Genomic DNA, 25,558 nt, shown 5'->3' on the forward strand with positions numbered 1-25,558 from the left:
GATTCTATGCCTAGTTGCTGTGCGGCTTCGCGGGGAAGCGCTCAGGCCTTGTTGGTTTCATCGATGCCGATGGTCAGCTTGGTGCCGTCGGCCGAGAACGCGTAAGGCGGTACCTCGAGGTTGTCGGGCGCGGGAACGTTCTTGAACACGCGGCCGGACAGGTCGTAGGTGGAACCGTGGCAGGGGCAAAGGAATCCGCCTTCCCAGGAGGCAGGCAGGCCCGGTTGCGCGCCCACTTCGAAGTGCGGCGTGGGGACGCAGCCCAGGTGGGTACAGATGGCGACGAGAACCAGGTATTCGGGTTTGCGCGAACGGTATTCGTTTTTGGCGAAGGGGGGGGTGAAGCCAGGGCGGTCGGAATGGGGGTCGGCGAGGAGGGGATCGTTTTTCGGCAGGTCTTTGATTTGCTCGGGGGTGCGGTGCATGATCCAGACCGGCTTGCCACGCCAGGCGACGGTGCGGATTTCGCCCGGAGCGAGGGAGGTGAGGTCGACTTCCACCGGGGCTCCGGCCGCCTTCGCCCTTTCGGAAGGCGCAAAGGACGTGACGAAAGGCACCGCAGTGGCAACGCCCGCGACGCCGCCCACCGCACAGGCGGAGGCGACCCAGAAACGGCGCGAAGGGTCGGGCGGAAGATTGGGATCTACCGCGCCCGCGTCATCGAGCTGTGTCTTATCCTGACTCATCTTGTATCCTTATTGATGCCCTCCAGGGGCATTACCATTCACTGTTTTTTTCAATGTAAAAGCCTAGCAACCGCGTATTATAGCGTCAGCCCGATGTGGGCGAAATCGAAAGAGGGTGAAACAATGAGCAAAGCCACGGGTTTTCTTGCTGAATTCCGCCAGTTTGCAGTGAAAGGGAACATGATCGATCTGGCCGTCGGTGTGATCATCGGCGCGGCCTTCGGAAAGATCATCGATTCGCTGGTGAAAGACGTGATCATGCCCATCATCAGCTTCCTTCTGGGCGGGAAGGTGGATTTTACCAACCTGTTCTGGGTACTTTCGCAGCCCGCCAACTATAACGGCCCGCATACTTATGCCGACCTGACCAAGGCCGGGGCGGTGGTACTGGCCTGGGGCAATTTCCTCACCATCCTGATCAATTTCATCCTGCTGGCTTTTGTGGTGTTCTGCCTGGTAAAGGCGGCGAACTCTGCGCGCGAGAAGCTGGTCAAGCAGGAAGAGGCCGCACCCGCCGCTCCCGCGGCCGATGTGGTGCTGCTGCAGGAAATCCGCGATCTGCTCAAGAAGCAGCAGTCGTGATGCCGGGCGCGGCTTGCCGCGCCGGTTTTTGTCTGCGGTGGTGATTGCGCTGCGGGTTCGGCCACGGCGCCACCGCCGCGGCCGCGGCCGCGGCCGCTGTGCATGCGCTGTCATGCCAGGATCCCGGGCTGTGATGGCGAATGCCGATGCCCGAATCTGTGCGCGCCGTCCGGCGCCGCCATTCAGATAGGGTTGTCGATGTCGACGAATTCCACTTCGATGCCGAATTCGCGGGCGACGGCCTGGCCCAGGGCCTGTATGCCGTAGCGTTCGGTGGCGTGGTGGCCGGCGGCGATGAAGCCGGTGCCGGTTTCGCGTGCCCAGTGGTAGGTCTGTTCCGAGGCCTCGCCGGTGACGTAGGCCTGGGCCCCCGCTGCAGTGGCGGCTTCGATCATGCCTTGCGCCGCGCCGGTGCACCAGGCGATGCGTTCCAGTTTCTGTTGTGGATTCCCAACAACCAAGGGTTGGCGATGTAAGGCATTGCAAATATGCGTGCCGAGATCTTGTAGGGTGGCTGGGACTCCCGGCGTGCCCAGCCAGACCAGGTCGTCGGGGCCGCAGGTAAGGGCTTGGCCGGCATCGCCGCGCAGCGGTTCGAAGCCCAGCACGCGCGCCAACTGGGCGTTATTTCCCAGTGTGGGGTGGGCGTCCAGGGGCAAGTGATAGGCGTACAGGTTCAGTCCGTGGCTCAAGGCCAGGGCGAGGCGGGCGCGTTTGGGGCCGCGTATGCAAGGGTCTTCGTTTTTCCAGAACCAGCCGTGATGCACCAATATGGCGTCGGCCTTTTTTGCGACGGCCGCTTCGATCAGCTCGTGGGAGGCCGTGACTCCGGTGATAATGTGCGTAATTGTGTCGGTGCCTTCGACCTGCAGGCCGTTGGGGCAATAGTCCCGGAAGCGCTGGGGCTGTAGGGTGGCGTCCAGCCAGCGGGCCAGTTCTCGCGTGGAAACCTGATTCATTTTCGTCTGTTGCCTTATGCGTCGATTGTGGTTGCTATTCGCCCAGACAGTAACGGTCTGCCTCGGTATTTTATTCATCGTGGCGACTTTGCGCCCCGATTGGCTGCATTCGGCGCGCGGGCCTGCATCGCAGCCGGTCGCCTCGACGGCGGCTCCCGCCGCGGGCGGCGCGGCCGCCGAGCTGCCTTATGTGTCTTACGCGGCGGCGGTGGCGCTGGCCACGCCTTCGGTGGTGAATGTGTACACCAGCAAGCAGGTGCGGGTGCCGGTGGTGCCGCTGCCGAACGACCCGCAGTTGAACCGCTTGTTCCGCGAGCTGCCCGGCTTCAGCCGGCGCAAGCAGACGACCAATCTGGGTTCGGGCGTGATCGTGCGCGCCGATGGCTATATTTTGACCAACTACCATGTGATCGAGTCGGCCGAGGCGATCGAGGTGGCGCTGAGCGACGGCCGGCAGACCAAGGCGAAGCTGGTGGGCGCGGATCCGGACAGTGATCTTGCGGTGCTGAAGGTGGATCTGCCGCATTTGACGCCGATCATGTTCAATGGCGACCGCCAGGTCAAGGTGGGCGATGTGGTGCTGGCGATCGGCAATCCGTTCGGCGTGGGGCAGACGACGACGATGGGGATTGTCTCGGCGCTGGGGCGCAATCGGCTGGGCATCAATATCTACGAGAATTTCATCCAGACCGATGCGGCGATCAATCCGGGCAATTCGGGCGGGGCGCTGATTGATACGCAGGGGCATCTGGTCGGGATCAATACGGCGATTTATTCCGAGAACGGGGGTTCGCTGGGCATAGGTTTTGCGATCCCGTCGCAGGCTGCGCACAAGATCATGGAGCAGATCATTGCCACGGGGTCGGTGACGCGCGGTTGGCTGGGCATCGAGCCGCAGGACATTACGCCGGATCTGGCCCATGCCTTCGGCCTGAGCCGCGATGATGGGGTGATTGTTGCGACGGTGCTGCGCAATGGGCCGGCCGGGCGGGCGGGAATCCGGGTGGGGGACATTATCCTGAAGATCGATGGCCAGGAGGTGTACGACACGATCGGCTTCCTCAACCAGATCGCGCGGCTGCCTCCAGGGCATGAGATTACGCTGACGATACGGCGCGGGGGGCGGACGATGGAGATGTCGGCCAAGGTGGGGATACGGCCGCGCATCTCGCGGCCTTGAGGTTTTTAGGTTTCTTAACCCGCGCCGCGGGCGGCTGGGGCTGAGCAGGCTCGCTCGCCCGACCCCGGCTACGCCGGGGTTGCCCTTGACCTCCGGGCGTTTTGGGTGCGGTCGGCAAACTCGCAACGCGGCCAGTCCCCCGGACTGGCCGCACCCTTGTTGCTCAAACAGAGCCTCCCTTGCCTCCCCCAAAACGCCCTGCGGTGGCGGCGGGCTCGGACGAGCCTGCTCAGCCCCAGCCGCCCGCGGCGCTGGACGGCGGCGTGTTTTGGGGGAAGTGGGGCGTGTTGGAGAAGCGTACTAGGGGAACGGGGTGCAAGGCCCTTACGGCCATGGCAGCCGGCGCGGGCGTCGGGGCGTGCGACGGCCGCGTTTTACCGGTAATGGCGGCGTCAGCCCTTATTCGGCGTGGTATTCGTCGACTTCGGCGGATTCTTTGGCTTCCGCGGCTTCGCGCTTGGCGTCTTGTTTCTTGATCAGGCTGGCGGCGAAGACGCCGATCTCGAACAGCAGGCACAGGGGGAAGGCCAGCATGAACTGGCTGAGCGCGTCGGGCGGAGTGACCACGGCGGCGGTGATGAAGGCGCCGACGATCACGTAGCCGCGCACGGAGCGCAGTTTCTCGACGGTGACGATGCCGGTCTTGACCAGCAGGATCACGGCGATGGGGACTTCGAAGGTCACGCCGAAGGCCACGAACATGGTCATGACGAAGTTCAGGTAGGCCTCGATGTCAGGGGCCGGCGTGATGGAATGGGGCGCGAAGTGGGCGATGAAGTGGAAGACGGTGCGAAACACCACGAAGTAGCAGAACGCCATGCCCAGCAGGAACAGGAAGGTGCTGGAAATGATCAGCGGCAGGGCCAGGCGTTTTTCGTGCTTGTACAGCCCGGGCGCGACGAAGGCCCAGGCCTGGTACAGCACGATGGGCAGGGCGATCAGGAACGCGGCCAGCAGCGTTACTTTAATGGGCACCATGAAGGGCGTGATCACGCCGGTGGCGATCATGCGCGTGCCCTGGGGCAGAGTGGCCAGCATCGGCGCGGCGAGAATATCGTAGATCTTCGAGGCGCCGGGATAGATGAACAGGATGACGAAGATCACCAATACCGATATGGCCGCGCGTATCAGGCGCGTGCGTAGTTCGATCAGGTGGGAGATGAAGGAATCTTCTTCGAGGGGGGCGTCTTCCTGCTGCGCGTTGGCGTCCTGCTTCACGTTGGCGTCCCGCTGGGTGTTGAGGTCGTGGATTTGGTGGGAGGTGCAGCCGGTTCGGCCTCGGCCAGCGCGCTAGCCTCGGCGAAGCCGGGCAGGGATTTTTGCGTATCGTCGACGAGCGCCGGGGCGGCCCCGGCGGCATCCGCGATTTCTACCGGCTTGCCGGCCGCGGCGGCGGCTTCGCTGACGTTGGCGGCAGCTTGCGCGACTTTTTCTTCGGCGTTTTTCAGGGGCGCCTGCAGCTCGGCCTGCATGGAATGCGCGGCGTCGGCCAGGGAATCCTTGGCTTGCTGCAGTTCTTGAGAGGTTTCTTCCAGCGAGGCCTGCACGGTGCGGGCCGCGTCTTCCATCTGGCCCTTCAGGTTGCGCAGCTCGTCGAGGTCCATTTCGCGCTGGATGTCGCTCTTGACGTCGTTGACGTAACGCTGCGCGCGCCCGACCAGGTGGCCGATGGTGCGGGCCACGGTGGGCAGGCGCTGCGGACCGATGACGACGAGCGCCACGATGCCGATAAGCATGAGTTCGCTAAAGCTGACGTCGAACATGGATAAGGCCGGTTACAGGAATGAAAAAAGGAAATGGCGCGAGACCGTGTGGTGGTCAGGCGTCGGTTTTTTCCTTGGCCTGGACGTCGATCGTCTCGCCGTTGGTGACGCGCTGCGTGACGGCTTCGGGCTTGGCGTCGGCCTCTTCGTTGGCGTCGCGCATGCCTTTCTTGAATCCTTTCACGGCACTGCCAAGGTCTTCGCCGACGTTGCGCAGCTTCTTGGTGCCGAACACCAGCGCGACGATGACCAGGACGATCAACCAGTGCCAAATGCTGAAACTACCCATAATGGAGCTCTCCGTTTAGACGGCGGGTGCCGCCTTTTTATTCCGGGGGCAGGCGCCCCCGATAGTGTGAAAATGCAATTGCGCGGTTTCCTGTCCTCCGTTCGTTCCCGCTTGGGAAACCAGTTGGAAACCGCCCTGGCAATCCGGCCCGCGGCCGTGTTTGCGGGCTGCGCGGGACGCCAGGGCCATCATTCTACCCAACCGCGGCGCGTCCGCGTCTTGCGGGCCTCGTATTGAAACAATATGGCGTTTCGCAATAAGTAGCAAGTGCGTCGGCGCGGCGGTGCCGATGCGGTGGAACGCGTGCGCGCCGCGGCTTTCGGGGGCGGCGCGGGACGCAATACCGGCCCCGGGCATCTTGCGGGTCGGGCGCATGGTGTTCATGGCGTGCCCCCGCCGCCCCGGGCGGCTTTTTCGGCCAGGCCGGACACGCCTTCGCGGCGCGCCAGTTCGCGCAGCACGTCTTCGGGGCGCAAGTTGTAGTGCGTCAGCGCCACCAGGGTGTGGAACCACAGGTCGGCGGCTTCGCTGACGATACGCTCGGGCACGCCGTCCTTGGCCGCCATGACCAGTTCGGTGGCTTCTTCGCCGATTTTCTTCAGGAAGGCGTCGGGCCCGCGCGCCAGCAGGCCGGCCGAGTAGGACGAGCGCGGATCGCCGCCGTGCGAGGGCAGGCGCGATTCGAGCGTGTCGGCAAGGCGCGCCAGGATGTCGGCGTATTCGGCGGTGGGGCTCATTTGTAGATCAGTTCCGGGTCTTTCAGGACGGGGTCGACGGTGGTCCAGGCAGGCGTTTCGGGGGCGCCGTCCAGGCGGCGGAAAAAGCAGCTCGCCCTGCCTGTATGACAAGCGATGCCGCCTTGTTGTTCCACTTTCAGCAGGATTACGTCGCCGTCGCAGTCGAGGCGGATTTCGCGGACGGCCTGCACGTTGCCGGATTCTTCGCCCTTGCGCCACAGGCGCCCGCGCGAGCGCGACCAGTACACGGCGCGGCCGCTGGCCGCGGTCTCGGCCAGGGCCTCGGCGTTCATCCAGGCCACCATGAGCACGGCGCCGCTGGCGGCGTCTTGTGCGATGGCCGGCAGCAGCCCGTCGGGGCCGAATTTCACGTCGGAGAGCCAGTCGGAATCGGGTTTCATGAGGGCAATCGTACCTTAATACCCAGGCGGGCCATGAATTCCTTGGCCTCGCGGACGGTGTGCTGGCCGTAGTGGAAGATGCTGGCGGCCAGCACGGCACTGGCGCGGCCCAGGGTCACGCCGTCGGCGAGGTCCTGCAGGCCGCCCACGCCGCCCGAGGCGATGACGGGCACCGCCACGGCGTCGGAGACGGCCCGGGTGAGTTCCAGGTCGAAGCCGGAGCGCGTGCCGTCGCGGTCCATGCTGGTCAGCAGGATTTCGCCGGCGCCGTATTCAGCCATCTTGCGGGCCCACTGCACGGCGTCCAGGCCGGTGGCCTTGCGCCCGCCGTGGGTGTAGACCTCCCAGCGGGGGGCCGTGCCGTCGGCCGCGCCGCGCCGCGCGTCTATGGCCACCACGATGCATTGCGAGCCGTGGTAGGCGGCCGCGTCGCGTACCAGTTCGGGGTTGGCCACGGCCGCGCTGTTGATGGATATCTTGTCGGCGCCGGCGTTCAGCAGGCGCTGGATGTCGCCGACCTGGCGCACGCCGCCGCCCACGGTCAGCGGGATGAACACCTGCGAGGCCACGGCCTCGATGATGGGCAGGATCAGGTCGCGGCCGTCGCTGGTGGCGGTGATGTCCAGGAAGGTGAGCTCGTCGGCGCCCTGCTCGTCGTAGCGGCGGGCGATTTCGATGGGGTCGCCGGCGTCGATCAGGTCGACGAAATTCACGCCCTTGACGACCCGGCCGGCGGTGACGTCCAGGCAGGGGATGATGCGCCGCGTGAGCGCGTCGGCGGCCGCGGCCGCATCCGGTTTGGTGTTCACGGGCTTATCTTCCTGTGGCCGCGCGGTGTCCGTTGCTTGCGCGAGGCTTGCGGTCATGCCGCACCGAGCTGGTCCGCGAGGTCTTGCGCGGCCTGGAAGTCGAGCGTGCCTTCGTACAGGCTGCGCCCGAGGATGGCGCCTTCGACGCCTTCTTCTTCGACCGCGCACAAGGCCTCGATGTCTTTCAGGTCGGTGACACCGCCCGAGGCGATGATGGGGATCTTGACGTTGCGGGCCAGCCTGACCGTGGCTTCGATGTTGACGCCCGACAGCATGCCGTCGCGCCCGATGTCGGTGTAGATGATGGCCTCGCAGCCGTAGTCCTCGAACTTGCGGGCCAGGTCGAGCACGTCGTGGCGCGTGAGCTTGCTCCAGCCGTCGGTGGCCACCTTGCCGTCGCGCGCGTCGAGCCCGACGATGATGTTGCCGGGAAAGGCGCTGCAGGCGTCGCGCAGGAAGCCCGGGTCTTTGACGGCGGCGGTGCCGATGATGGCGTAGGAGATGCCGTTGTCGAGGTAGCGCTCGATGGTGTCCAGGTCGCGGATGCCGCCGCCGATCTGCACCGAGACGTCTTCGCCGACGGCATCGATGATGGCCTTGATGGCGGCTTCGTTGCGCGGCTTGCCGGCCACTGCGCCGTTCAGGTCGACCAGGTGCAGGCGCCGCGCTCCTTGGTCCAGCCACTGCTGCGCCATGGCGGCGGGCTCGTCGGAAAATACCGTGGCATTGTCGAGATCACCCTGGCGCAGGCGTACGCAACGTCCGTCTTTCAGGTCAATGGCGGGGATGAGAAGCATGATCGGTAATGGCCGGTGAAGGCTGAACGGGTAAGTCGATTAGGGTGTGAGCCGGAGGCTGCCCCGGCGGCGGCGTGGCGTCAGGGGGCCCAGTTGACGAAGTTGCGATACAGCTGCAGGCCGTCGCTGGCGCTCTTTTCCGGATGGAACTGTACTGCGAAAATGTTAGCTGCTGCGACCGCACAGGTAAAGCCTAATCCATAGTGGGTTTCCCCGACAATCAGGGCCGGATCGGCGGGTTCGGCGTAGTAACTGTGCACGAAGTAAAAATATGCGTCGTCCGCGATGCCGTTCCACAGGGGGTGGCGCCGGGTCTGCCTGACGCGGTTCCAGCCCATGTGCGGGATCTTCAGGCGCGGCGCGTCGTCGGCGGCATGCCCGTCGGCGAATTGCGGGCCGGTGAAGCGCCTGACCTGGCCCGGGAATATGTCCAGGCAGGGCGTGTTGCCTTCTTCGCTGCGCGAGAACAGCATCTGCTCGCCCACGCATACGCCCAGCAGGGGTTTTTCGCGCGCGGCGCGCAGCACCGCGTCGATCAGCCCCGAGGCCCGCAGCGTGCGCATGCAGTCGGGCATGGCGCCCTGGCCGGGGAAGACCACGCGGCTGGCGCGATCGATTTCCTGCGCTTCCTGGCAGATCCTGATATCGGCTTCGGGAGCGGCGGCGCGCAGCGCGCGGGCAACCGAGTGGAAGTTACCCATGCCGTAGTCGACGATGGCGATCGTGTTCACACTGTGTCCGGACGGTTCGTTGGAGGCGGAGGCGACGGCGGCTCCCGCCATTGAGCTAGTGGTAGAGGGCTACGAGCGTGTGACTATAGTTCAAACAGAGGCGGCGCGGGGGCCGGCGGGCCGCGCGGGAGATTACAGCACGCCCTTGGTGGACGGCACGCTGCCGCCGCTGCGCGGGTCGATCTCGGTGGCCATGCGCAGGGCGCGGCCGAAGGCCTTGAAGACCGTTTCGCACTGATGGTGCGAGTTGATCCCGCGCAGGTTGTCGATGTGCAGCGTCACCAGCGCGTGGTTGACGAAGCCCTGGAAGAATTCGCGCGTCAGGTCGACGTCGAAGCGGCCGACGTGCGAGCGCGTGAAGGGCACGTGGAATTCCAGGCCTGGGCGGCCGGAGAAATCGACCACGACGCGCGACAGCGCCTCGTCCAGCGGCACGTAGGAATGCCCGTAGCGGCGCAGCCCGGCCTTGTTGCCGACGGCTTGCGCGAAGGCCTGGCCCAGCGTGATGCCTACGTCTTCGACCGTGTGGTGGTCATCGATTTGCGTGTCGCCCTGGCACTTGATGTCGAGATCGAACAGGCCGTGGCGCGCAATCTGGTCGAGCATGTGGTCGAGAAAGGGCACGCCGGTGTCTATCGATTGGCGGCCGGTACCGTCCAGGTCGATGGCGACCCGGATGCGGGTTTCATTGGTGTTGCGGCTGATTTCGGCGGTGCGCATGGGCGGGCGTGATCGTCAGTTTGTGGAGTCGGTACGGTACTGGGCGCTGGCGGCATGCGCCGGCAGCCCTTCGCCCAGGGCCAGGGTGGCCGCCAGCCGGCCCAGTTTGCGGGCGCCTGCGGGCGAGACCTGTATCAGGCTGGAGCGCTTCTGGAAATCATACACTCCCAGGGGCGAGGAGAAGCGCGCGGTGCGCGAAGTCGGCAGCACGTGGTTGGGGCCGGCGCAGTAGTCGCCCAGCGCCTCGGAACTATAGCGGCCCATGAATATGGCTCCGGCATGGCGGATCCGCTCGGCCCATTTCTCGGGCTGTTCTGTGGAAATTTCCAGGTGCTCGGGCGCGATTTCGTTGGCGATGGCGCAGGCCTCTTCGAGGTCGCGCACCTGGATCAGGGCGCCGCGCCCGCCCAGGCTGGCGCCGATGATGGCTGCGCGCGGCATGGTGGGCAGCAGCCGTTCGATGGCGGCCTGCACCTGGTCGAGATAGGCGGCGTCGGGGCACAGCAGGATGGCCTGCGCCAGTTCGTCGTGCTCGGCTTGCGAGAACAGGTCCATCGCGATCCAGTCTGCCGGGGTGGTGCCGTCGCAGATGACCAGGATTTCGCTGGGACCCGCGATCATGTCTATGCCCACGGTGCCGAAGACGCGCCGCTTGGCGCTGGCCACGTAGGCGTTGCCCGGGCCGACGATCTTGTCCACCGGCGCGATGCTGTCGGTGCCGTAGGCCAGCGCGCCTATGGCCTGCGCCCCGCCCACGGCCCAGGCGCGATCCACGCCGGCGATGGCGGCCGCGGCCAGCACCATGGGGTTGCGCGTCCCGCCCGGGGTGGGCGTGACCATGACGACTTCGGCCACGCCGGCCACCTTGGCGGGGATGGCGTTCATCAGCACCGACGAAGGGTAGGCGGCCTTGCCGCCCGGCACGTACAGGCCGACCCGGTCCAGCGGCGTCACCTTCTGGCCCAGCAGCGTGCCGTCTTTGTCGGTATATGTCCAGGTGCGGCCCAGTTGGCGCTCGTGGTAGCTGCGCACGCGCGCGGCGGCGGCCTGCAGCGCCTCGCGCTGCGCCGCGGGCAGTTCGTCCAGGGCCTGCTGCCATTGCTCTCGCGGGATCTCCAGGGCGGCCACCGAGTCGGCCTGCACCTTGTCGAAGCGCCGCGTGTAGTCCAGCAGGGCCGCATCGCCGCGCGTGCGCACCTCGCGCAATATCTCGGCGCTGGCGCGTTCGATGGATTCGTCTTCCGCGGCGTCGAAGGCCAGCAGCTTGCGCAGGCGGGCCTGGAAATCGTCGGCGATGGTATTGAGGCGGGTGATCACGGGCATGGTGCTTGGGTGTGTGGATTAGCCGGGCGGCGCCGGGGCTAGGCCGCCGAGGCGCGCGCGAAGGCGTCGATCAGCGGCTGCAGCTCGGCGGCGCGGGTTTTCAGCGAGGCCTGGTTGACGATCAGGCGGGAGGATATCGGCACGATTTCTTCCACGGCCACCAGGTTGTTGGCCTTGAGCGTGCCGCCGGTGGACACCAGGTCGACGATGGCGTCGGCCAGCCCCACCAGGGGCGCCAGTTCCATCGAGCCGTACAGCTTGATCAGGTCGACATAGACGCCCTTGGCGGCGAAGTGCTCGCGCGCGGCCTGCACGTATTTGGTGGCCACGCGCAGGCGCGAACCCTGGCGCACCGCGGCCTCATAGTCGAAGCCCTGGCGCACCGCCACGCACAGGCGGCATTTGGCGATATTCAGGTCTACCGGCTGGTACAGGCCGCCCGGATGCTGGGCCGCATGCTCGAACAGCACGTCCTTGCCGGCGATGCCGAAATCGGCGGCGCCGTACTGCACGTAGGTGGGCACGTCGGAGGCGCGCACGATGATCAGGCGCAGGCCGGGGTCGCTGGTGGGCAGGATCAGCTTGCGCGAGGATTCGGGGTTTTCGGCGACCTCGATGCCGGCCGCGGCCAGCAGCGGCATGGTTTCGTCGAAGATGCGCCCCTTGGACAGCGCCAGGGTGAGAGGAGTGGACGGCGCGCTCATGCACTTTCCCTGCCGCTGATGCGGCGGATGTCGGCGCCCAGGGCTCGCAGTTTTTCTTCCATGCGTTCGTAGCCTCGGTCGAGGTGGTAGATGCGTTCTATGGTGGTGTCGCCGCGCGCGGCCAGGCCGGCGATGACCAGGCTGGCCGAGGCCCGCAGGTCGGTGGCCATCACCTTGGCGCCGGACAGCTCGGGTATGCCGGTGACCACGGCCGTGTGGCCGTCGATGTCGATCTGCGCGCCCATGCGGCCCAGTTCCTGCACGTGCATGTAGCGGTTCTCGAAGATGTTCTCGACGATGACCGCGGTGCCGTCGGCAATGCTGTCCAGCGCCATGAGCTGGGCCTGCATGTCGGTCGGGAAGCCCGGGTATTCGCGGGTGCGCGCGCCCACGGCCTTGGGGCGCCGGTGCATGGCGCAGCGGATCCAGTCGGGGCCGCATTCCAGGTCCAGCCCGGCCTCTTGCAGCTTGTCCAGCAGCGCGCCCATGGTCTCGGGCGCGGCGTGGCGCAGCATGATGTCGCCGCCGGTGGCGCCGACCGCGCACAGGAAGGTGCCGGCCTCGATGCGGTCGGCCACGACGCGGTGGCTGGCGCCGTGCAGTTTTTCCACGCCCTCGATGACGATGCGGTCGGTGCCGTGGCCGCTGATGCGTGCGCCCATCTTGATGAGCAGCTCGGCCAGGTCGACGACCTCGGGCTCGCGCGCGGCGTTTTCCAGGATGGTGGTGCCCTCGGCCAGCGTGGCGGCCATCATCAGGTTCTCGGTGCCGGTGACTGTGACCATGTCGGTGCGGATCGACGCGCCCTTGAGGCGCTGGGCCCGGGCGATGACGAAGCCGTGTTCGATCTGGATGTCGGCGCCCAGCGCGGCCAGGCCCTTGATGTGCTGGTCGACGGGGCGCTGGCCGATGGCGCAGCCGCCGGGCAGGCTGACTCGCGCCTGGCCGTAGCGGGCCACCAGCGGGCCCAGCACCAGGATGGAGGCGCGCATGGTCTTGACCAGCTCGTAGGGCGCTTCCAGGCAGTCGACCTGGGCGGCGTTGACGCTGACATCATGCGCCTGGCCGCGTTCGGCGCGTGCGCCCATGCGGCCCAGCAGGCGCAGCATGGTGTCGATGTCGTTGAGCCTCGGCACGTTTTCCAGCTCGAGCGTGTCGGCGGTGAGCAGGCCGGCGCACAGTATGGGCAGGGCGGCGTTCTTGGCGCCCGAGACGGTGATTTCGCCTTCCAGGCGCTTGCCGCCGCTGATCGACAGCTTATCCATTGATGCCGCCCTGGTATTCGCCGGGCGTCAGGGTGCGCATCGACAGGGCGTGGATCTCGGCCTTCATGCGTTCGCCCAGCGCGGCATAGACGAGCTGGTGGCGCGCGATCAGGCGCTTGCCCTCGAAGTCGGGGCTGACGATCACGGCCTCGAAGTGGGAGCCGTCGCCGCGCACTTCGAGGTGCTCGCAGTTCAGCCCCTGGGAAATATATTCGCTTACTTGTTCGGGAGTAGGCAGCATGGCTGTTAGTTCCGTAGTTTGTAGCCCGAGGCCAGCAGCCGCAGGGTGCAGACGCTCAGGGCGATGAATACGCCGCACACCACCGCCAGGCTGTGCCAGGGCGAGACGTCGGATATCGCGAAGAAGCCGTAGCGAAAGCCGTCGATGGTGTAGAAGATGGGATTCCAGCGCGATACCGCCTGCCAGAAGGGCGGCAGGCTGTGTATCGAGTAGAACACGCCCGACAGGAAAGTGGCGGGCATGATGAGGAAATTCTGGAAGGCCGCGAGATGGTCGAATTTCTCGGACCACAGGCCGGCGATGATGCCCAGGTTGGCCAGGATGCCGCAGGACAGCACCGCGAAGATCAGCACCCAGGCGGCGTGCGCCGCCGGCAGCGGAATGAAGAACAGCGCCACCAGCCAGACACAGGCGCCGACGCTCAGGCCGCGCGTGACCGAGGCCAGCAGGTAGGCGCCGAAGATCTCGCGGTGCGACATCGGCGGCAGCAATATGAACACCAGGTTGCCGGTGATGCGGCTCTGGATCAGCGACGAGGACGCATTGGCGAACGAGTTCTGCAGCATGCTCATCATCATCAGCCCCGGGATCAGGAACGATGTGTAGGGCACAGTGCCGTAGACATGGACGCGGTTCTGCAGCACATGGGCGAAGACCAGCAGGTACAGCAGCGCGGTGAGCACCGGCGCGGCTATGGTCTGGAAGCCCACCTTCCAGAAGCGCATGAGTTCCTTGCGCAGCAAGGTCGGGAAGCCCGAGCCCATGTCGGCGCGGGCCTGCAGGATGGGCACGCCGTTTGCGGGCGGCGCCGCGGAGACGCCCGGCGCGCGGTCTTCTTGCTGTGACACGGACGCGTTCATGCCAGCACCTCCAGCGGCGTGTCGTCGTGCATGATGCGCACGAAGGCGTCCTCGAGGTCGACGCCGCCGAAGCGGGCCAGCAGCGCCTGCGTCGTGTCCAGGGCCACGATGCGGCCGCGCTTGAGCATGGCCACGCGGCCGCACAATGCCTCGGCCTCTTCCAGGTAGTGCGTGGTCAGCAGCACGGTATGGCCGGCCTTGTTCAGGCGCGAGATGAATTCCCAGAGGGTGCGCCGCAGGTCGACGTCCACGCCCGCCGTGGGCTCGTCCAGGATGATGACGGGCGGGCGGTGCACTAGGGCCTGAGCGACCAGCACGCGGCGCTTCATGCCGCCGGACAGCGAGCGCATGTTCGAGTCGGCCTTGTCCGACAGGCCCAGGTTGAAGAGGATCTCGTCTATCCAGTCGTCGTTGTGGCGCAGCCCGAAATAGCCCGACTGGATGCGCAGGGTCTCGCGCACCGTGAAGAATGGGTCGTAGACGAGTTCCTGCGGCACCACGCCGAGCGAACGCCGGCTTTGCCGGTAGTCGGCCACCACGTCGTAGCCGCAGATGCTGGCCTTGCCGGACGAGGCGCGCGCCAGGCCCGCCAGGATGGAGATCAGCGTGGTCTTGCCCGCACCGTTGGGGCCCAGCAGGCCGAAGAATTCACCGTGCTCGACACTGAGGCTGACGTCGGTCAAGGCCCGGAAGCCCTGCGCCGGCGGCTGGCCGGGGGAGAGCAGCCTTTTCCAGGCCGGGCGGCGCTGCGCGCGGTAGGTTTTGGAGATACGGTCTAGGGTGAGGGCGGACATAGGCGACGGAAAGCCTGGCCGGGGTGCGAGGCCAAGCTGGTCATTATATAAGGCTGCGGCGTGGCGGGCCCGAAGCGCCGCCCGGCGCCCCGCCCGCTCGACCCGCGGGCCGAGCGGGCCGGATGCCGGCTTGCGGGCGGGGGTTCAGCGGTTGCGCTGGTTCAGGGCCTGGATCAGCCCGTCTATGCCGTTTTGCGAGATCTGCTCGGAGAACTGGTTGCGATAGTTCTGGATGAGCCAGATGCCTTCGACGTTCAGGTCGTAGATCTTCCAGCCTTGCGGCGTTTTTTCGAGCCGGTAGTCGACGCCCACGGCCGGCGCGTTGCCGCGCGAGAACTGGGAGTGGACCACCACGTCGTCGGCCTTGGGATCGCCGCGGAACGGCGCGATCGACAGGGATGTCTGGGACGTCACCTTGCTCAGCGCGCCGCTGTAGGTGCGGATCAGGGTGCCCTTGAAGGCCTGCACCAGTTGCTGTTGCTGTTGCGGCGTGGCCTGGCGCCAGTAGCGTCCGGCCGCCAGGCGCGTGGTCTTGGTCAGGTCGACGTAGGGCAGCAGGTATTTGTCGACGAGCTGGTTGATTTCGGCGAGATCGCCCTGGCGCGCCTTGGCCGATTGCTTGAGCGCTTCCAGTGCGTTATTGCCTACCGTCTGCACGAACTCGTTGGGTGGGCTGTTGGGGTTGACCGGCTGTTCGGCCCTGGCGGCCGCGCCGAACAGCCCCAGGCCGAGCAGCATGCCGGCGGCGATGACGCGCCGCAGAGCGGCGCCGGGAAGAGACTGTGTTTCCACAAAAAACATATGGGCTCCTGTAGCCTGGCAGGCTTACTTGGAAGGCGTGCCGGGTCGGCCCGCCGTGTCGGCGGGCTTGGCCGGCGGTTGCGCGGATGGCGCCGCGTCGTCGGAATAGTCCGGCAGGGGTTCGTCCGAATAATCCGGCAGGGTGGCCGTGCCGGTCTTGTTGCGGCGGCTGTCCACCATGGCCTTGCGCCGCTGCAGGTAGGCGTCGCGGATGAAGCTGTAGCGGTCCAGGGCCACCCGGTCGACCAGCTTGTCGGCATCGAGCAGGCTGGCGCGCATGTCGATGAACTTCATGGCGGTCAGCGTGTTGCGCAGCGGTACATTGTCTTCGACGCCGGTGGCGCTGTACATGCCCCAATAGCCGGCCACGTCGCCCGCCCAGCCGGCGGTGTCGCGCACGGTGCTGGGTCCGAGCAGGGGCAGCACGACATACGGGCCGGACTTCAGGCCCCATACGCCCAGGGTGGTGCCGAAATCGTTCTGGATGCGCCGCGAGCCGTTCATGGAGGCCACGTCGATACAGCCGCCCAGGCCCATGGTGGAATTGAACATCACCCGGCCCAGGGTATTGACGAAATCGGCGCCCCGGCCCTGGATGAAGCTGTTGAAGGCCGACCAGACGTCGGCCACGTTGTTGAACATGTTGTGGATGCAGGTCTGCACCGGCTGCGGGGTCAGCGCGGCGTAGCCCGAGGCAACCGGCTTGAGCAGCGCACGGTCGACCGTGTCGTTGAACTTGAACATGCTGCGGTTGTAGCTTTCCCAGGGGTCGTGGGGATTGGGATGGGGCACGCTGGTGCAACCCGCCGCCAGGGCCGTCAAGGCCAGCGCGGGAACCAGGCGCCCCAGGCGTGGGGCCGGTATGCGGAACATATAAGGCTTCATTGTTGGAATTTGTCGATTAGTCTGACTTATGGCCATTTTACGGTTTTGCGGCTGGCGCAGCGGGTGCGGCGCCTTGTGACGAGCCGCTGGCACTGCCTTGCTTGTCGGCCGAGTTGTACAGGAATTTGCTGATCAGTTCTTCGAGCACGACGGCGCTTTGCGTGTACTTGATCTGGCTGTCTTGCCCCAGCATCTTGTCGTCGCCCCCGGGGGTCAGGCCCACGTACTGTTCTCCGAGCAGGCCGGAGGTCAGGATCGAGGCCGAGGAATCGTCGGGAAACTGGTAGGGCTTGTCGATGCTGAGCGTGGCCACCGCCTGGAAGCGCTGGTTGTCGAAGCTGATGCCCGCCACGCGGCCGACCACCACGCCGCTGCTCTTGACCGGCGCGCGCACCTTCAGGCCGCCGATATTGTCGAAGCGCGCCTGCACCTGGTAGGTGGGGGTGAAGGAAAACGAGCTCAGGTTGCCGGCGCGCAGCGCCAGGAAGACCAGGGCAATAATGCCCAGCAGTACGAACAACCCTACCCAGAAATCGGTTTTCTCTCGCGTCTCGTTCATGATGAATAGCCTTGATCGTTCCCGCGCCCAGCGGCGGCTAGGTTGCGCCGTCCGTCGGACATTTTCGATTTGAAATCAATCATCTTCAGTATCCTGCCAGTTGTTCGTGGCGCCGCGGCCGCCGGCCCCGGAGCCGCTACGATCCGCCCGCGATCCGCCCGAGCCCGCGTCAATTGCTGAACATCAGCGCGGTCATCAGGAAATCCAGCCCCAGCACCACCAGGGCGCCGCTGACCACGGTGCGCGTCGTGGCGCGCGCCACGCCGTCCGGGGTCGGCACCGAGTTCCAGCCCTGGTACAGCGCGATCAGGGTCACCGCCACGCCGAACACCACGCTCTTGAGCACGCCGTTGGCGATGTCGTTGAAGACGTCCACGCCGTTCTGCATCTGCGACCAGAAGGCCCCCGCGTCGATGCCGATCAGTTCGACCCCGACGAACCAGCCGCCCAGGATGCCCACCATGGAAAATACCGCTGCCAGTATCGGCATGGCGATGACGCCGCCCCAGAAACGCGGTACCAGCACGCGGCGTATCGGGTCTACCGCCATGACTTCCATGGCGGCGAGCTGCTCGCCCGCCTTCATGAGGCCGATTTCGGCGGTAAGCGAAGTACCCGCGCGGCCCGCATAGAGCAGGGCGGTGACCACCGGCCCCAGCTCGCGCGTCAGCGACAGGGCGACCAGCAGCCCCAGGGCTTCTTCCGAGCCGTAGCGGTTCAGTGTGTAATAACCCTGCAGGCCCAGCACGAAGCCTACGAACAGCCCCGAGACGGCGATGATCAGCAGCGAATAATTGCCGATGAAGTGTATCTGTTGGGACACCAGGCGCGGGCGCCGCAGGGCCGCGCCGCTGCGGGCGAGCAGGGTGGCGAGCAGGCGTGCATAGGCTCCCAGGCCCAGGATGCATGTGCGCACCCAGCCGCCCAGGCCGGCGATCGGACGGGTAATGGCATTCATCGGCCTGCCCTCCGGGAGCCGGGCGCCGGCTTGCCCGCTGCGGGCATCGCATGCCCCAGGGATTCGCGCGCGACGATGTTCTTCATGGGCGGCCTCCGTGTGCGCTCATCCAGGCCCGGAACGCATCGGTCTCGGGGTAATTGAAGGCGATCGGGCCGTCGGGGGCGCCGTCTATGAACTGGCGCACATAGCTGTCGTCGGACGAGGACAGCCCGTCCGGCGTGCCGCTGGCGATCAGCCGCCCCTGGCCCACCATATAGACCTGGTCCGCAATGGCGAAAGACTCGGCGACATCGTGAGTGATCAGTACCGAGGCGCAATTCAGCCTGTCGGTGAGGGTGCGGATGAGCTGGGCCGCTATGCCCAGCGAAATCGGGTCCAGCCCGGCGAAGGGCTCGTCAAACAGCACCAGTTCGGGCTCGAGCACGATGGCGCGCGCCAGGGCGACGCGCCGCGCCATGCCGCCGGAAATCTCCGACACCTTGAGATGCGCGGCGGCGCGCAGGCCCACGGCGTCCAGCTTGTCCAGCACTTTGCGCAGGATTTCGGCTTCCGGGTCGCGGGTGAGCTCGCGCAAGGGGAAGGCCACGTTCTCGAAGACGTTCAGGTCGGTGAACAGGGCGCCCTGCTGGAACAGCACGCCCATGCGCTGGCGCAGCCCGCGCAGGGCTTCGCCCGAGGCGGCGGCCACGTCCTGGCCAAAGGCCTCGATACGGCCGGCCAGCGGCGCGATCTGGCCCGTGGCCGCGCGCAGCATGGTGGTCTTGCCCGAGCCGGAGCCGCCCATGACAGCCACGACCTGGCCGCGCCGCACCTCGATGTCGAGGTCGCGCAACACAGTGAAACCTTTGTAGCCCAGGGTCACGCCGATGAAGCGCAGAACGGCCTGGGAGGGGTCGTTCTTGCCTGCAGTCAAAGAATGCGCCTGTATAGGTATATGGGGGTGCGTGTCATTGCGGAAGCCGAAGCCGTCTGAATGCCCGTGGAAACGTCGTCGGGACGGGCCGCGGCGGGTCGAAAGTATGGCATTGTATCGCGGGTCGCTGCCGCGGCAGCAAATTCGACTCTCATGGTAACCCGGCGGCGTTCGGAGATCGTTTCAAAATGTAGGCGCCCGATTTTTCGGAGCCGCAATTTTCCCGAATCGGCCCGCGCGGCGGCCGTGGGCCCGGGCCCTGCATAAACGCAAACCGGCTGCCCTGGGGCAGCCGGCCGGCGAGTTGGAGCGTGGGCGGGCTTACCTGGGCAGGGTGGTCGAGCCCATCAGGTATTCGTCGATCGCCCTGGCGCACTGGCGCCCTTCGCGGATGGCCCACACCACCAGCGACTGGCCGCGCCGCATGTCGCCGGCGGCGAAGACCTTGTCGACGCTGCTGCGGTAGTCCAGGGTGTTGGCGCGCGCATTGCCGCGGGCGTCGAGCTCGATGCCGAAGGCGTCCAGCACGTTCTTGACCGGCGACACGAAGCCCATGGCCAGCAGCACCAGGTCGGCGGGCAGTTCGAACTGCGAGCCTTCGACCTCGCGCATGCGGGTCTGGCCGGTGGTCTCGTCCTTGTACCACTCGAGCCGCGCGGCAATCAGCTTTTCGACCTTGCCGCCCTTGCCTTCGAAAGACTTGGTGGTCACCGACCAGTCGCGCTCGCAGCCTTCCTCGTGCGAGGACGAGGTGCGCAGCTTGGCCGGCCAGTACGGCCAGGTCAGGTCCTTGTTTTCCTGGTCGGGCAGCCGGGGCATGAGTTCGAACTGGGTGACCGACGCGGCGCCCTGGCGGTTGCTGGTGCCTACGCAGTCCGAGCCGGTATCGCCGCCGCCGATCACGATGACGTGCTTGCCCTTGGCCAGGGTCTGGCGGGCCACCTGGTCGCCCGCGTCCACCTTGTTTTGCTGGCGCAGGAAGTCCATGGCGAAATGCACGCCCTTGAGCTCGCGTCCCGGCACGGGCAGGTCGCGCGGGTTCTCGGCCCCGCCGGTCAGCGCGATGGCGTCGAATTCGGCTTGCAGGGATTCGGGCGTGCGCACCGTCAGCCCATCCTCGGCGTGGGCCGGATCGCCCACGTAGGTCGAGGGGCAGAATTCCACCCCTTCGGCTTCCATCTGGGTCAGGCGCCGGTCTATGTGGGATTTTTCCAGCTTGAAGTCGGGGATGCCGTAGCGCAGCAGGCCGCCGATGCGGTTGCTCTTCTCGAACAGCGTCACGGAATGGCCGGCGCGCGCCAGTTGCTGGGCGCAGGCCAGCCCCGCGGGGCCGGAGCCCACCACGGCGACCTTCTTGCCGGTCTTTTTCTTGGGCGGCTGCGGGACTACCCAGCCTTCGGCCCAGCCCTTGTCGATGATGAAGTGCTCGATGGACTTGATGCCCACCGCGTCGTCATTGATATTGAGCGTACAGGCCGCCTCGCAGGGCGCGGGGCAGATGCGCCCGGTGAATTCCGGGAAGTTGTTGGTCGAGTGCAGGGTGTCCAGCGCCTGGCGCCATTGCCCCTTGTAGACCAGGTCGTTCCAGTCGGGAATGACGTTGTTGACCGGACAGCCGTTGCTGCAGAACGGGATGCCGCAGTCCATGCAGCGCGCGCCCTGGACCTTGGCCTCGTCGTCGGTAAGAGTGTGTACGAATTCGCGCCAGTTCTTGAGGCGCTTCTGCGGCGCCTCGGTAGCTTCCTTGATGCGCCGGAATTCCATAAAGCCGGTAATCTTGCCCATGTTGTTCTGTCCTCAGGCGGCAATTTGTTGCGGGTTGCTGGCGCGCCACATCTCGACCAGCGCACGGCGGTAGTCCACGGGCATGACCTTGACGAAGGCGCCGCGCGCCTTTTCCCAGTCGCCCAGGATGTCGCGCGAGCGGAAGCTGCCGGTGTAGCGGTAGTGGTCTTCGATGAGGCGGCGCAGTATGGTTTCGTCGGTTTCGCGCTCGCCGCCGCGAGTGGCGCTGTGCCAGGCCTCGACCTTGTTGGCCTCGAGCTGCTGGGCATGGGCGACTACGGGTTCGAGTTCGACCATGGCCATGTTGCAGCGCTGGCGGAACGTGTTCTGCGGGTCCCAGACGTAGGCCACGCCGCCGGACATGCCCGCGGCGAAGTTGCGCCCGGTCGAGCCCAGCACCACCACGGTGCCGCCGGTCATGTATTCGCAGCCATGGTCGCCGGTGCCTTCGACGACCGCAGCGGCCCCCGAATTGCGCACCGCGAAGCGTTCGCCGGCCACGCCGTTGAAATAGGCCTCGCCGGCCAGGGCGCCGTACAGCACGGTGTTGCCGGCGATGATGTGGTCCGGGCCGAAGCCGCGGAAGTCGTTGGGCGAGCGCACGATGATGCGGCCGCCCGACAGCCCCTTGCCCACGTAGTCGTTGGCCTCGCCCACCAGGTCGAGCGTGATGCCGTGCGCCAGGAAGGCGCCGAAGCTCTGGCCGGCGGTGCCGTTGCACTGGATGTGGATGGTGTCGTCGGGCAGGCCTTCATGGCCGTGGCGGCGAGCCACCGCCCCCGAGAGCATGGCGCCTATGGTGCGGTTGCGGTTGCGCACCGGCGTGATGAAGGACACCTTCTCGCTGCGTTCGATGGCGGCCTTGCTGCGTTCGATCAGCTGGTGATCCAGCGCATGCGCCAGGCCGTGGTCTTGCTCTTCGGTCTGGTGGCGCGGCAGCGCGGTTTCGACCCGGTGGAAGACCTTGGTGAAGTCCAGCCCCTGGGCCTTCCAGTGTTCGATGCCCTTGCGCATGTCCAGCAGGTCGACCCGGCCGATCATTTCGTCGAGCGTGCGGATGCCGAGTTGCGCCATGATTTCGCGCAGTTCTTCGGCGACGAAGAAGAAGTAGTTGACCACGTGCTCGGGGCGGCCCTTGAATTTTTTGCGCAGCACCGGATCTTGCGTGGCCACGCCCACCGGGCAGGTGTTCAGGTGGCACTTGCGCATCATGATGCAGCCTTCCACGACCAGCGGCGCGGTGGCGAAGCCGAATTCGTCGGCTCCCAGCAGGGCGCCGATGGCCACGTCGCGGCCGGTCTTCATCTGGCCGTCGGCCTGCACGCGGATGCGGCTGCGCAGGTTGTTGAGCACCAGCGTCTGCTGGGTTTCGGCCAGGCCGAGTTCCCAGGGCGTGCCGGCATGCTTGATGGACGAGACCGGCGAAGCGCCGGTGCCGCCGTCGTGGCCGGCGATCACCACGTGGTCGGCCTTGGCCTTGGCCACGCCGGTGGCCACGGTGCCCACGCCCACCTCGGAGACCAGCTTGACCGAGATCGAAGCTGCCGAATTGACGTTCTTCAGGTCGTGGATCAGTTGCGCCAGGTCTTCGATGGAATAGATGTCGTGGTGCGGCGGTGGCGAGATCAGGCCGACGCCCGGCACGGAATAGCGCAGCTTGGCGATGTAGTCCGACACCTTGTGGCCGGGCAACTGGCCGCCTTCGCCGGGCTTGGCGCCCTGGGCCATCTTGATCTGGATCTGGTCGGCGCTGGACAGGTATTCGGCCGACACGCCGAAGCGTCCCGAGGCCACCTGCTTGATGCGCGAGCGCAGCGAGTCGCCGGCGGCGAGATCCACCTCGGCGGCGATGCGTTCCTGGCCCAGCACGGATGCCAGCGTGTCGCCCTGCTTGATCGTGCTCTGGCCGGCGCGCATTTCGGCGCGGTAGCGCAGTTCGTCCTCGCCGCCTTCGCCGGTATTGGACTTGCCGCCGATGCGGTTCATGGCCACGGCCAGCACCGAGTGCGCCTCGGTGGAAATGGAGCCCAGCGACATCGCGCCGGTGGCGAAGCGCTTGACGATTTCCTTGGCCGGCTCGACTTCGCTGAGCGGAATCGCGCGCGCCGGGTCGACCTTGAACTCGAACAGGCCGCGCAGCGTCATGTGGCGGCGCGACTGGTCGTTGATGAGCTGGGCGTATTCCTTGTAGGTGCCGTAGCTGTTGGACTTGGTGGCGTGCTGCAGCTTGGCGATGGAGTCCGGCGTCCACATGTGTTCTTCGCCGCGGATGCGGAAGGCGTAGTCGCCGCCGGCATCGAGCGCGTTGCTGAGCACCGGGTCGTCGCTGAACGCCGCCTTGTGCACGCGCAGCGCTTCTTCGGCGACCTCGAAGATGCCTATGCCCTGGATGTTGCTGGGGGTGCCGGTGAAGTATTTGTCGACCAGCGAGGACTGCAGTCCGACCGCTTCGAAGATCTGCGCGCCGGTATAGGACATATAGGTCGAGATGCCCATCTTGGACATGACCTTGTTCAGCCCCTTGCCGATGGCCTTGATGTAGTTCTTGGTGGCCTGGGCCGGGTTTTCCATGACCGCCAGCGATTCCAGGGCCAGGTACGGGTGTATGGCTTCGGCCCCGTAGCCGCCCAGCAGCGCGAAATGGTGCACTTCGCGCGCCGAGCCGGTTTCGACCACCAGGCCGGCCTTGGTGCGCAGCCCGGCGCGGATCAGGTGCTGGTGTACCGCCGAGGTGGCCAGCAGCGCGGGGATGGCCACGCGTTCGCTGTCGACCTTGCGGTCGGAAATCACCAGGATGTTGTAGCCGCTGCGCACGGCGTCGGCGGCGCTGGAACACAGGCCGGCGATCCAGGCTTCGATGCCTTCGCGGCCCCAGGCCGCCGGGTAGGTGATGTCCAGCTCGAAGCTGCGGAACTTGTGCGAGCTGAGCTGTTCGATGCTGCGGATCTGCGCCATGGCGGCGAAGTCCAGCACCGGCTGCGTGACTTCGAGGCGCAGCGGCGGATTGACGTTGTTGATGTCGAGCAGGTTGGGCTTGGGGCCGATGAACGACACCAGCGACATGACCAGTTGCTCGCGTATCGGGTCGATGGGCGGGTTGGTCACCTGCGCGAACAACTGCCGGAAGTAGTTGTAGAAAGGCTTGGAGCGGTTCGACAGCACGGCCAGGGGGGCATCGTTGCCCATCGAGCCGGTGACTTCCTCGCCGTTGCGCGACATGGGCTCGAGGATGAACTTGAAGTCTTCTTGCGTCCAGCCGAAGGCCTGCTGGCGATCCAGCAGCGGCACCGGCGCGGCGGCGGGCTCTTCGCTGCGCGGAGCGGGCAGCGATTCGAGCTTCAGGCGCAGGCGCGCGATCCATTGCTGGTAGGGGCGGGCGTTGGCGAGCTGCGACTTGATCTCGGCGTCGTCGATGATGCGGCCTTGCTGCAGGTCGATCAGGAACATCTTGCCCGGCTGCAGGCGCCACTTCTTGACGATGCGGTGCTCGGGCACGGGCAGGGTGCCGGCTTCCGAGGCCATGATGACCATGTCGTCGTCGGTGATCAGGTAGCGCGCCGGGCGCAGGCCGTTGCGGTCGAGCGTGGCGCCGATCTGGCGCCCGTCGGTGAAGGCCACGGCCGCCGGGCCGTCCCAGGGTTCCATCATGGCCGCATGGTATTCGTAGAACGCGCGGCGCTGTTCGTCCATGTCGGCGTGCTGTTCCCAGGCCTCGGGGATCATCATCATCATGGCATGGGCCAGCGAGTAGCCCGACATCACCAGCAGTTCGAGGCAGTTGTCGAACGTGGCGGTGTCCGACTGGCCTTCGTAGACGATGGGGTAGAGCTTGGGCAGGTCTTCGCCCAGCACGGCAGACTGCATCACGCCTTCGCGCGCGCGCAGCCAGTTGAAGTTACCCTTGACCGTGTTGATTTCGCCGTTGTGGGCGATCATGCGGTACGGGTGGGCCAGCGGCCATGCCGGGAACGTGTTGGTCGAGAAGCGCTGGTGCACCATGGCCAGGGCGGAAACCGCGCGCGTGTCGGCCAGGTCGCGGTAGTAGCGGCCCACCTGGTCGGCCAGCAGCAGGCCCTTGTAGACCACGGTGCGCACCGAGATCGACGGCACGAAGTATTCCTGGCCGTGCGCCAACTGCATGTGCTGGATGGCGTGGCTGGCGGTCTTGCGGATGACGTACAGCTTGCGCTCGAGCGCGTCGGGCACCATGATGTCCGCGCCGCGGCCGATGAAGAGCTGGCGGATCACCGGCTCACAGGCGCGCACGGTGGGCGACATGGGCATTTCAGTATCCACGGGCACGTCGCGCCAGCCCAGCACTACTTGGCCCTCGTCGCGCACGGCGCGCTCGAGTTCGTGCTGACAGGCCAGGCGCGATGCCATTTCCTTGGGCAGGAACACCATGGCCACGCCGTATTCGTCGGGCGGCGGCAGTTCCACGCCTTGCGCGGCCATTTCTTCGCGGTACAAGGCGTCGGGCAACTGGATCAGGATACCGGCGCCGTCGCCCATGAGCTTGTCGGCCCCCACCGCGCCGCGGTGGTCGAGGTTTTCCAGGATCTTCAGGCCCTGCTGGATGATGGAATGGCTTTTGCGCCCCTTGATGTGGGCCACGAAGCCCACGCCACAGGCGTCGTGTTCGTTGCTGGGGTCGTACAGGCCCTGGGCGCGCGGCAACCCGGCACGGCTGGCGCCGGCGGCGGATTCACGGGGGCTGGATGGAACGGAAACGTTGGACATGAGAGTACTCCGCAGGGACCTGCGTACAGAAGGATTGTGCAGTGCAAGATTCGTAAGATACGCCTGGCGACTA

The 25,558-nt window shown here is 66.2% G+C and carries 27 protein-coding genes; 2 read left to right on the forward strand and 25 right to left on the reverse strand.

Annotation, left to right across the window (positions count from 1 at the left end; all coding sequences use genetic code 11):
• Positions 1-41 precede the first annotated feature (41 nt).
• Complete coding sequence (gene petA, locus KVP10_RS11205; protein ID WP_217964680.1) at positions 42-686, reverse strand: ubiquinol-cytochrome c reductase iron-sulfur subunit; 645 nt, start codon at positions 684-686, stop codon at positions 42-44.
• Positions 687-809: 123 nt separating this feature from the next.
• Here petA and mscL point away from each other — a divergent pair, with 123 nt between their 5' ends.
• Positions 810-1,268, forward strand: a complete 459-nt coding sequence (gene mscL / locus KVP10_RS11210) for a large conductance mechanosensitive channel protein MscL (protein ID WP_217964681.1) — start codon at positions 810-812, stop codon at positions 1,266-1,268.
• A 182-nt stretch (positions 1,269-1,450) separates the two neighbouring features.
• Here the strand turns inward: mscL and KVP10_RS11215 are convergent, their stop codons facing one another.
• Positions 1,451-2,227: a Nif3-like dinuclear metal center hexameric protein gene (locus KVP10_RS11215; protein WP_217964682.1), complete on the reverse strand. Its 777-nt coding sequence runs from the start codon at positions 2,225-2,227 to the stop codon at positions 1,451-1,453.
• Positions 2,228-2,243: 16 nt separating this feature from the next.
• Between KVP10_RS11215 and KVP10_RS11220 the strand changes: the two genes are divergently transcribed.
• Positions 2,244-3,407 carry a trypsin-like peptidase domain-containing protein gene (locus tag KVP10_RS11220; protein ID WP_217964683.1) on the forward strand — a complete coding sequence of 388 codons (1,164 nt, stop codon included), beginning with the start codon at positions 2,244-2,246 and terminating at the stop codon, positions 3,405-3,407.
• A 399-nt stretch (positions 3,408-3,806) separates the two neighbouring features.
• On the opposite strand, the gene tatC is transcribed toward KVP10_RS11220, so the two are convergent.
• The 23 genes from tatC to KVP10_RS11335 form a co-directional block, all read right to left on the reverse strand.
• Positions 3,807-4,625, reverse strand: a complete 819-nt coding sequence (gene tatC, locus KVP10_RS11225) for a twin-arginine translocase subunit TatC (protein WP_217964684.1) — start codon at positions 4,623-4,625, stop codon at positions 3,807-3,809.
• Positions 4,622-5,170 (reverse strand): Sec-independent protein translocase protein TatB, encoded by a 549-nt coding sequence (gene tatB / locus KVP10_RS11230; protein WP_217964685.1) that lies wholly within the window; start codon positions 5,168-5,170, stop codon positions 4,622-4,624. The genes tatC and tatB overlap by 4 nt, the downstream gene beginning before the upstream one ends.
• Before the next feature lie 55 nt (positions 5,171-5,225).
• Positions 5,226-5,459 (reverse strand): Sec-independent protein translocase subunit TatA, encoded by a 234-nt coding sequence (gene tatA / locus KVP10_RS11235; RefSeq protein WP_217964686.1) that lies wholly within the window; start codon positions 5,457-5,459, stop codon positions 5,226-5,228.
• Positions 5,460-5,474: 15 nt separating this feature from the next.
• Positions 5,475-5,843, reverse strand: coding sequence for an HIT domain-containing protein (locus KVP10_RS21595; protein ID WP_217964687.1), 369 nt, complete (start codon positions 5,841-5,843; stop codon positions 5,475-5,477).
• Positions 5,840-6,196, reverse strand: coding sequence for a phosphoribosyl-ATP diphosphatase (locus KVP10_RS11245; protein ID WP_217964688.1), 357 nt, complete (start codon positions 6,194-6,196; stop codon positions 5,840-5,842). The genes KVP10_RS21595 and KVP10_RS11245 overlap by 4 nt, the downstream gene beginning before the upstream one ends.
• Complete coding sequence (gene hisI / locus KVP10_RS11250) at positions 6,193-6,597, reverse strand: phosphoribosyl-AMP cyclohydrolase (protein WP_217964689.1); 405 nt, start codon at positions 6,595-6,597, stop codon at positions 6,193-6,195. The genes KVP10_RS11245 and hisI overlap by 4 nt, the downstream gene beginning before the upstream one ends.
• Complete coding sequence (gene hisF / locus KVP10_RS11255; protein ID WP_343218722.1) at positions 6,594-7,406, reverse strand: imidazole glycerol phosphate synthase subunit HisF; 813 nt, start codon at positions 7,404-7,406, stop codon at positions 6,594-6,596. Before hisF ends, hisI begins: the two co-directional genes overlap by 4 nt.
• Before the next feature lie 53 nt (positions 7,407-7,459).
• Entirely contained in the window at positions 7,460-8,203 is a 744-nt protein-coding gene (hisA, locus tag KVP10_RS11260; protein ID WP_217964691.1) for a 1-(5-phosphoribosyl)-5-[(5-phosphoribosylamino)methylideneamino]imidazole-4-carboxamide isomerase, read from the reverse strand.
• Positions 8,204-8,283: 80 nt separating this feature from the next.
• A complete protein-coding gene (hisH, locus tag KVP10_RS11265; RefSeq protein WP_217964692.1) occupies positions 8,284-8,934 on the reverse strand; it encodes an imidazole glycerol phosphate synthase subunit HisH in 651 nt (216 codons plus the stop codon).
• 132 nt (positions 8,935-9,066) lie between these two features.
• Positions 9,067-9,654, reverse strand: coding sequence for an imidazoleglycerol-phosphate dehydratase HisB (gene hisB, locus KVP10_RS11270; RefSeq protein ID WP_217964693.1), 588 nt, complete (start codon positions 9,652-9,654; stop codon positions 9,067-9,069).
• A 15-nt stretch (positions 9,655-9,669) separates the two neighbouring features.
• Positions 9,670-10,977, reverse strand: a complete 1,308-nt coding sequence (gene hisD / locus KVP10_RS11275; RefSeq protein WP_217964694.1) for a histidinol dehydrogenase — start codon at positions 10,975-10,977, stop codon at positions 9,670-9,672.
• 38 nt (positions 10,978-11,015) lie between these two features.
• Positions 11,016-11,681 carry an ATP phosphoribosyltransferase gene (gene hisG, locus KVP10_RS11280; RefSeq protein WP_217964695.1) on the reverse strand — a complete coding sequence of 222 codons (666 nt, stop codon included), beginning with the start codon at positions 11,679-11,681 and terminating at the stop codon, positions 11,016-11,018.
• Positions 11,678-12,946 carry a UDP-N-acetylglucosamine 1-carboxyvinyltransferase gene (gene murA, locus KVP10_RS11285; protein WP_217964696.1) on the reverse strand — a complete coding sequence of 423 codons (1,269 nt, stop codon included), beginning with the start codon at positions 12,944-12,946 and terminating at the stop codon, positions 11,678-11,680. Before murA ends, hisG begins: the two co-directional genes overlap by 4 nt.
• Positions 12,939-13,187, reverse strand: coding sequence for a BolA family protein (locus KVP10_RS11290; RefSeq protein ID WP_217964697.1), 249 nt, complete (start codon positions 13,185-13,187; stop codon positions 12,939-12,941). Before KVP10_RS11290 ends, murA begins: the two co-directional genes overlap by 8 nt.
• A gap of 5 nt (positions 13,188-13,192) precedes the next feature.
• The gene (locus KVP10_RS11295; RefSeq protein ID WP_246600614.1) at positions 13,193-13,951 is read right to left on the reverse strand and encodes an ABC transporter permease; all 759 of its coding nucleotides are present in this window, start codon (positions 13,949-13,951) and stop codon (positions 13,193-13,195) included.
• A gap of 92 nt (positions 13,952-14,043) precedes the next feature.
• Positions 14,044-14,841 (reverse strand): ABC transporter ATP-binding protein, encoded by a 798-nt coding sequence (locus tag KVP10_RS11300; RefSeq protein WP_217964699.1) that lies wholly within the window; start codon positions 14,839-14,841, stop codon positions 14,044-14,046.
• A 144-nt stretch (positions 14,842-14,985) separates the two neighbouring features.
• The gene (locus KVP10_RS11305) at positions 14,986-15,579 is read right to left on the reverse strand and encodes an MlaC/ttg2D family ABC transporter substrate-binding protein (RefSeq protein ID WP_246600616.1); all 594 of its coding nucleotides are present in this window, start codon (positions 15,577-15,579) and stop codon (positions 14,986-14,988) included.
• Positions 15,580-15,666: 87 nt separating this feature from the next.
• Positions 15,667-16,515, reverse strand: a complete 849-nt coding sequence (locus KVP10_RS11310; protein ID WP_246600587.1) for an MlaA family lipoprotein — start codon at positions 16,513-16,515, stop codon at positions 15,667-15,669.
• A gap of 49 nt (positions 16,516-16,564) precedes the next feature.
• Positions 16,565-17,086 carry an outer membrane lipid asymmetry maintenance protein MlaD gene (mlaD, locus tag KVP10_RS11315; protein WP_217964702.1) on the reverse strand — a complete coding sequence of 174 codons (522 nt, stop codon included), beginning with the start codon at positions 17,084-17,086 and terminating at the stop codon, positions 16,565-16,567.
• 169 nt (positions 17,087-17,255) lie between these two features.
• Positions 17,256-18,044 (reverse strand): lipid asymmetry maintenance ABC transporter permease subunit MlaE, encoded by a 789-nt coding sequence (mlaE, locus tag KVP10_RS11320; protein WP_217964703.1) that lies wholly within the window; start codon positions 18,042-18,044, stop codon positions 17,256-17,258.
• 82 nt (positions 18,045-18,126) lie between these two features.
• Positions 18,127-18,960, reverse strand: a complete 834-nt coding sequence (locus tag KVP10_RS11325; protein ID WP_217964704.1) for an ABC transporter ATP-binding protein — start codon at positions 18,958-18,960, stop codon at positions 18,127-18,129.
• Between the two features lie 321 nt (positions 18,961-19,281).
• Positions 19,282-20,745 carry a glutamate synthase subunit beta gene (locus tag KVP10_RS11330; protein WP_217964705.1) on the reverse strand — a complete coding sequence of 488 codons (1,464 nt, stop codon included), beginning with the start codon at positions 20,743-20,745 and terminating at the stop codon, positions 19,282-19,284.
• A gap of 12 nt (positions 20,746-20,757) precedes the next feature.
• A complete protein-coding gene (locus tag KVP10_RS11335; RefSeq protein WP_217964706.1) occupies positions 20,758-25,485 on the reverse strand; it encodes a glutamate synthase-related protein in 4,728 nt (1,575 codons plus the stop codon).
• Positions 25,486-25,558: the final 73 nt, after the last annotated feature.

Source organism: Candidimonas humi (assembly GCF_019166065.1).
GTDB classification, from domain to species: Bacteria; Pseudomonadota; Gammaproteobacteria; order Burkholderiales; family Burkholderiaceae_B; genus Candidimonas; species Candidimonas humi.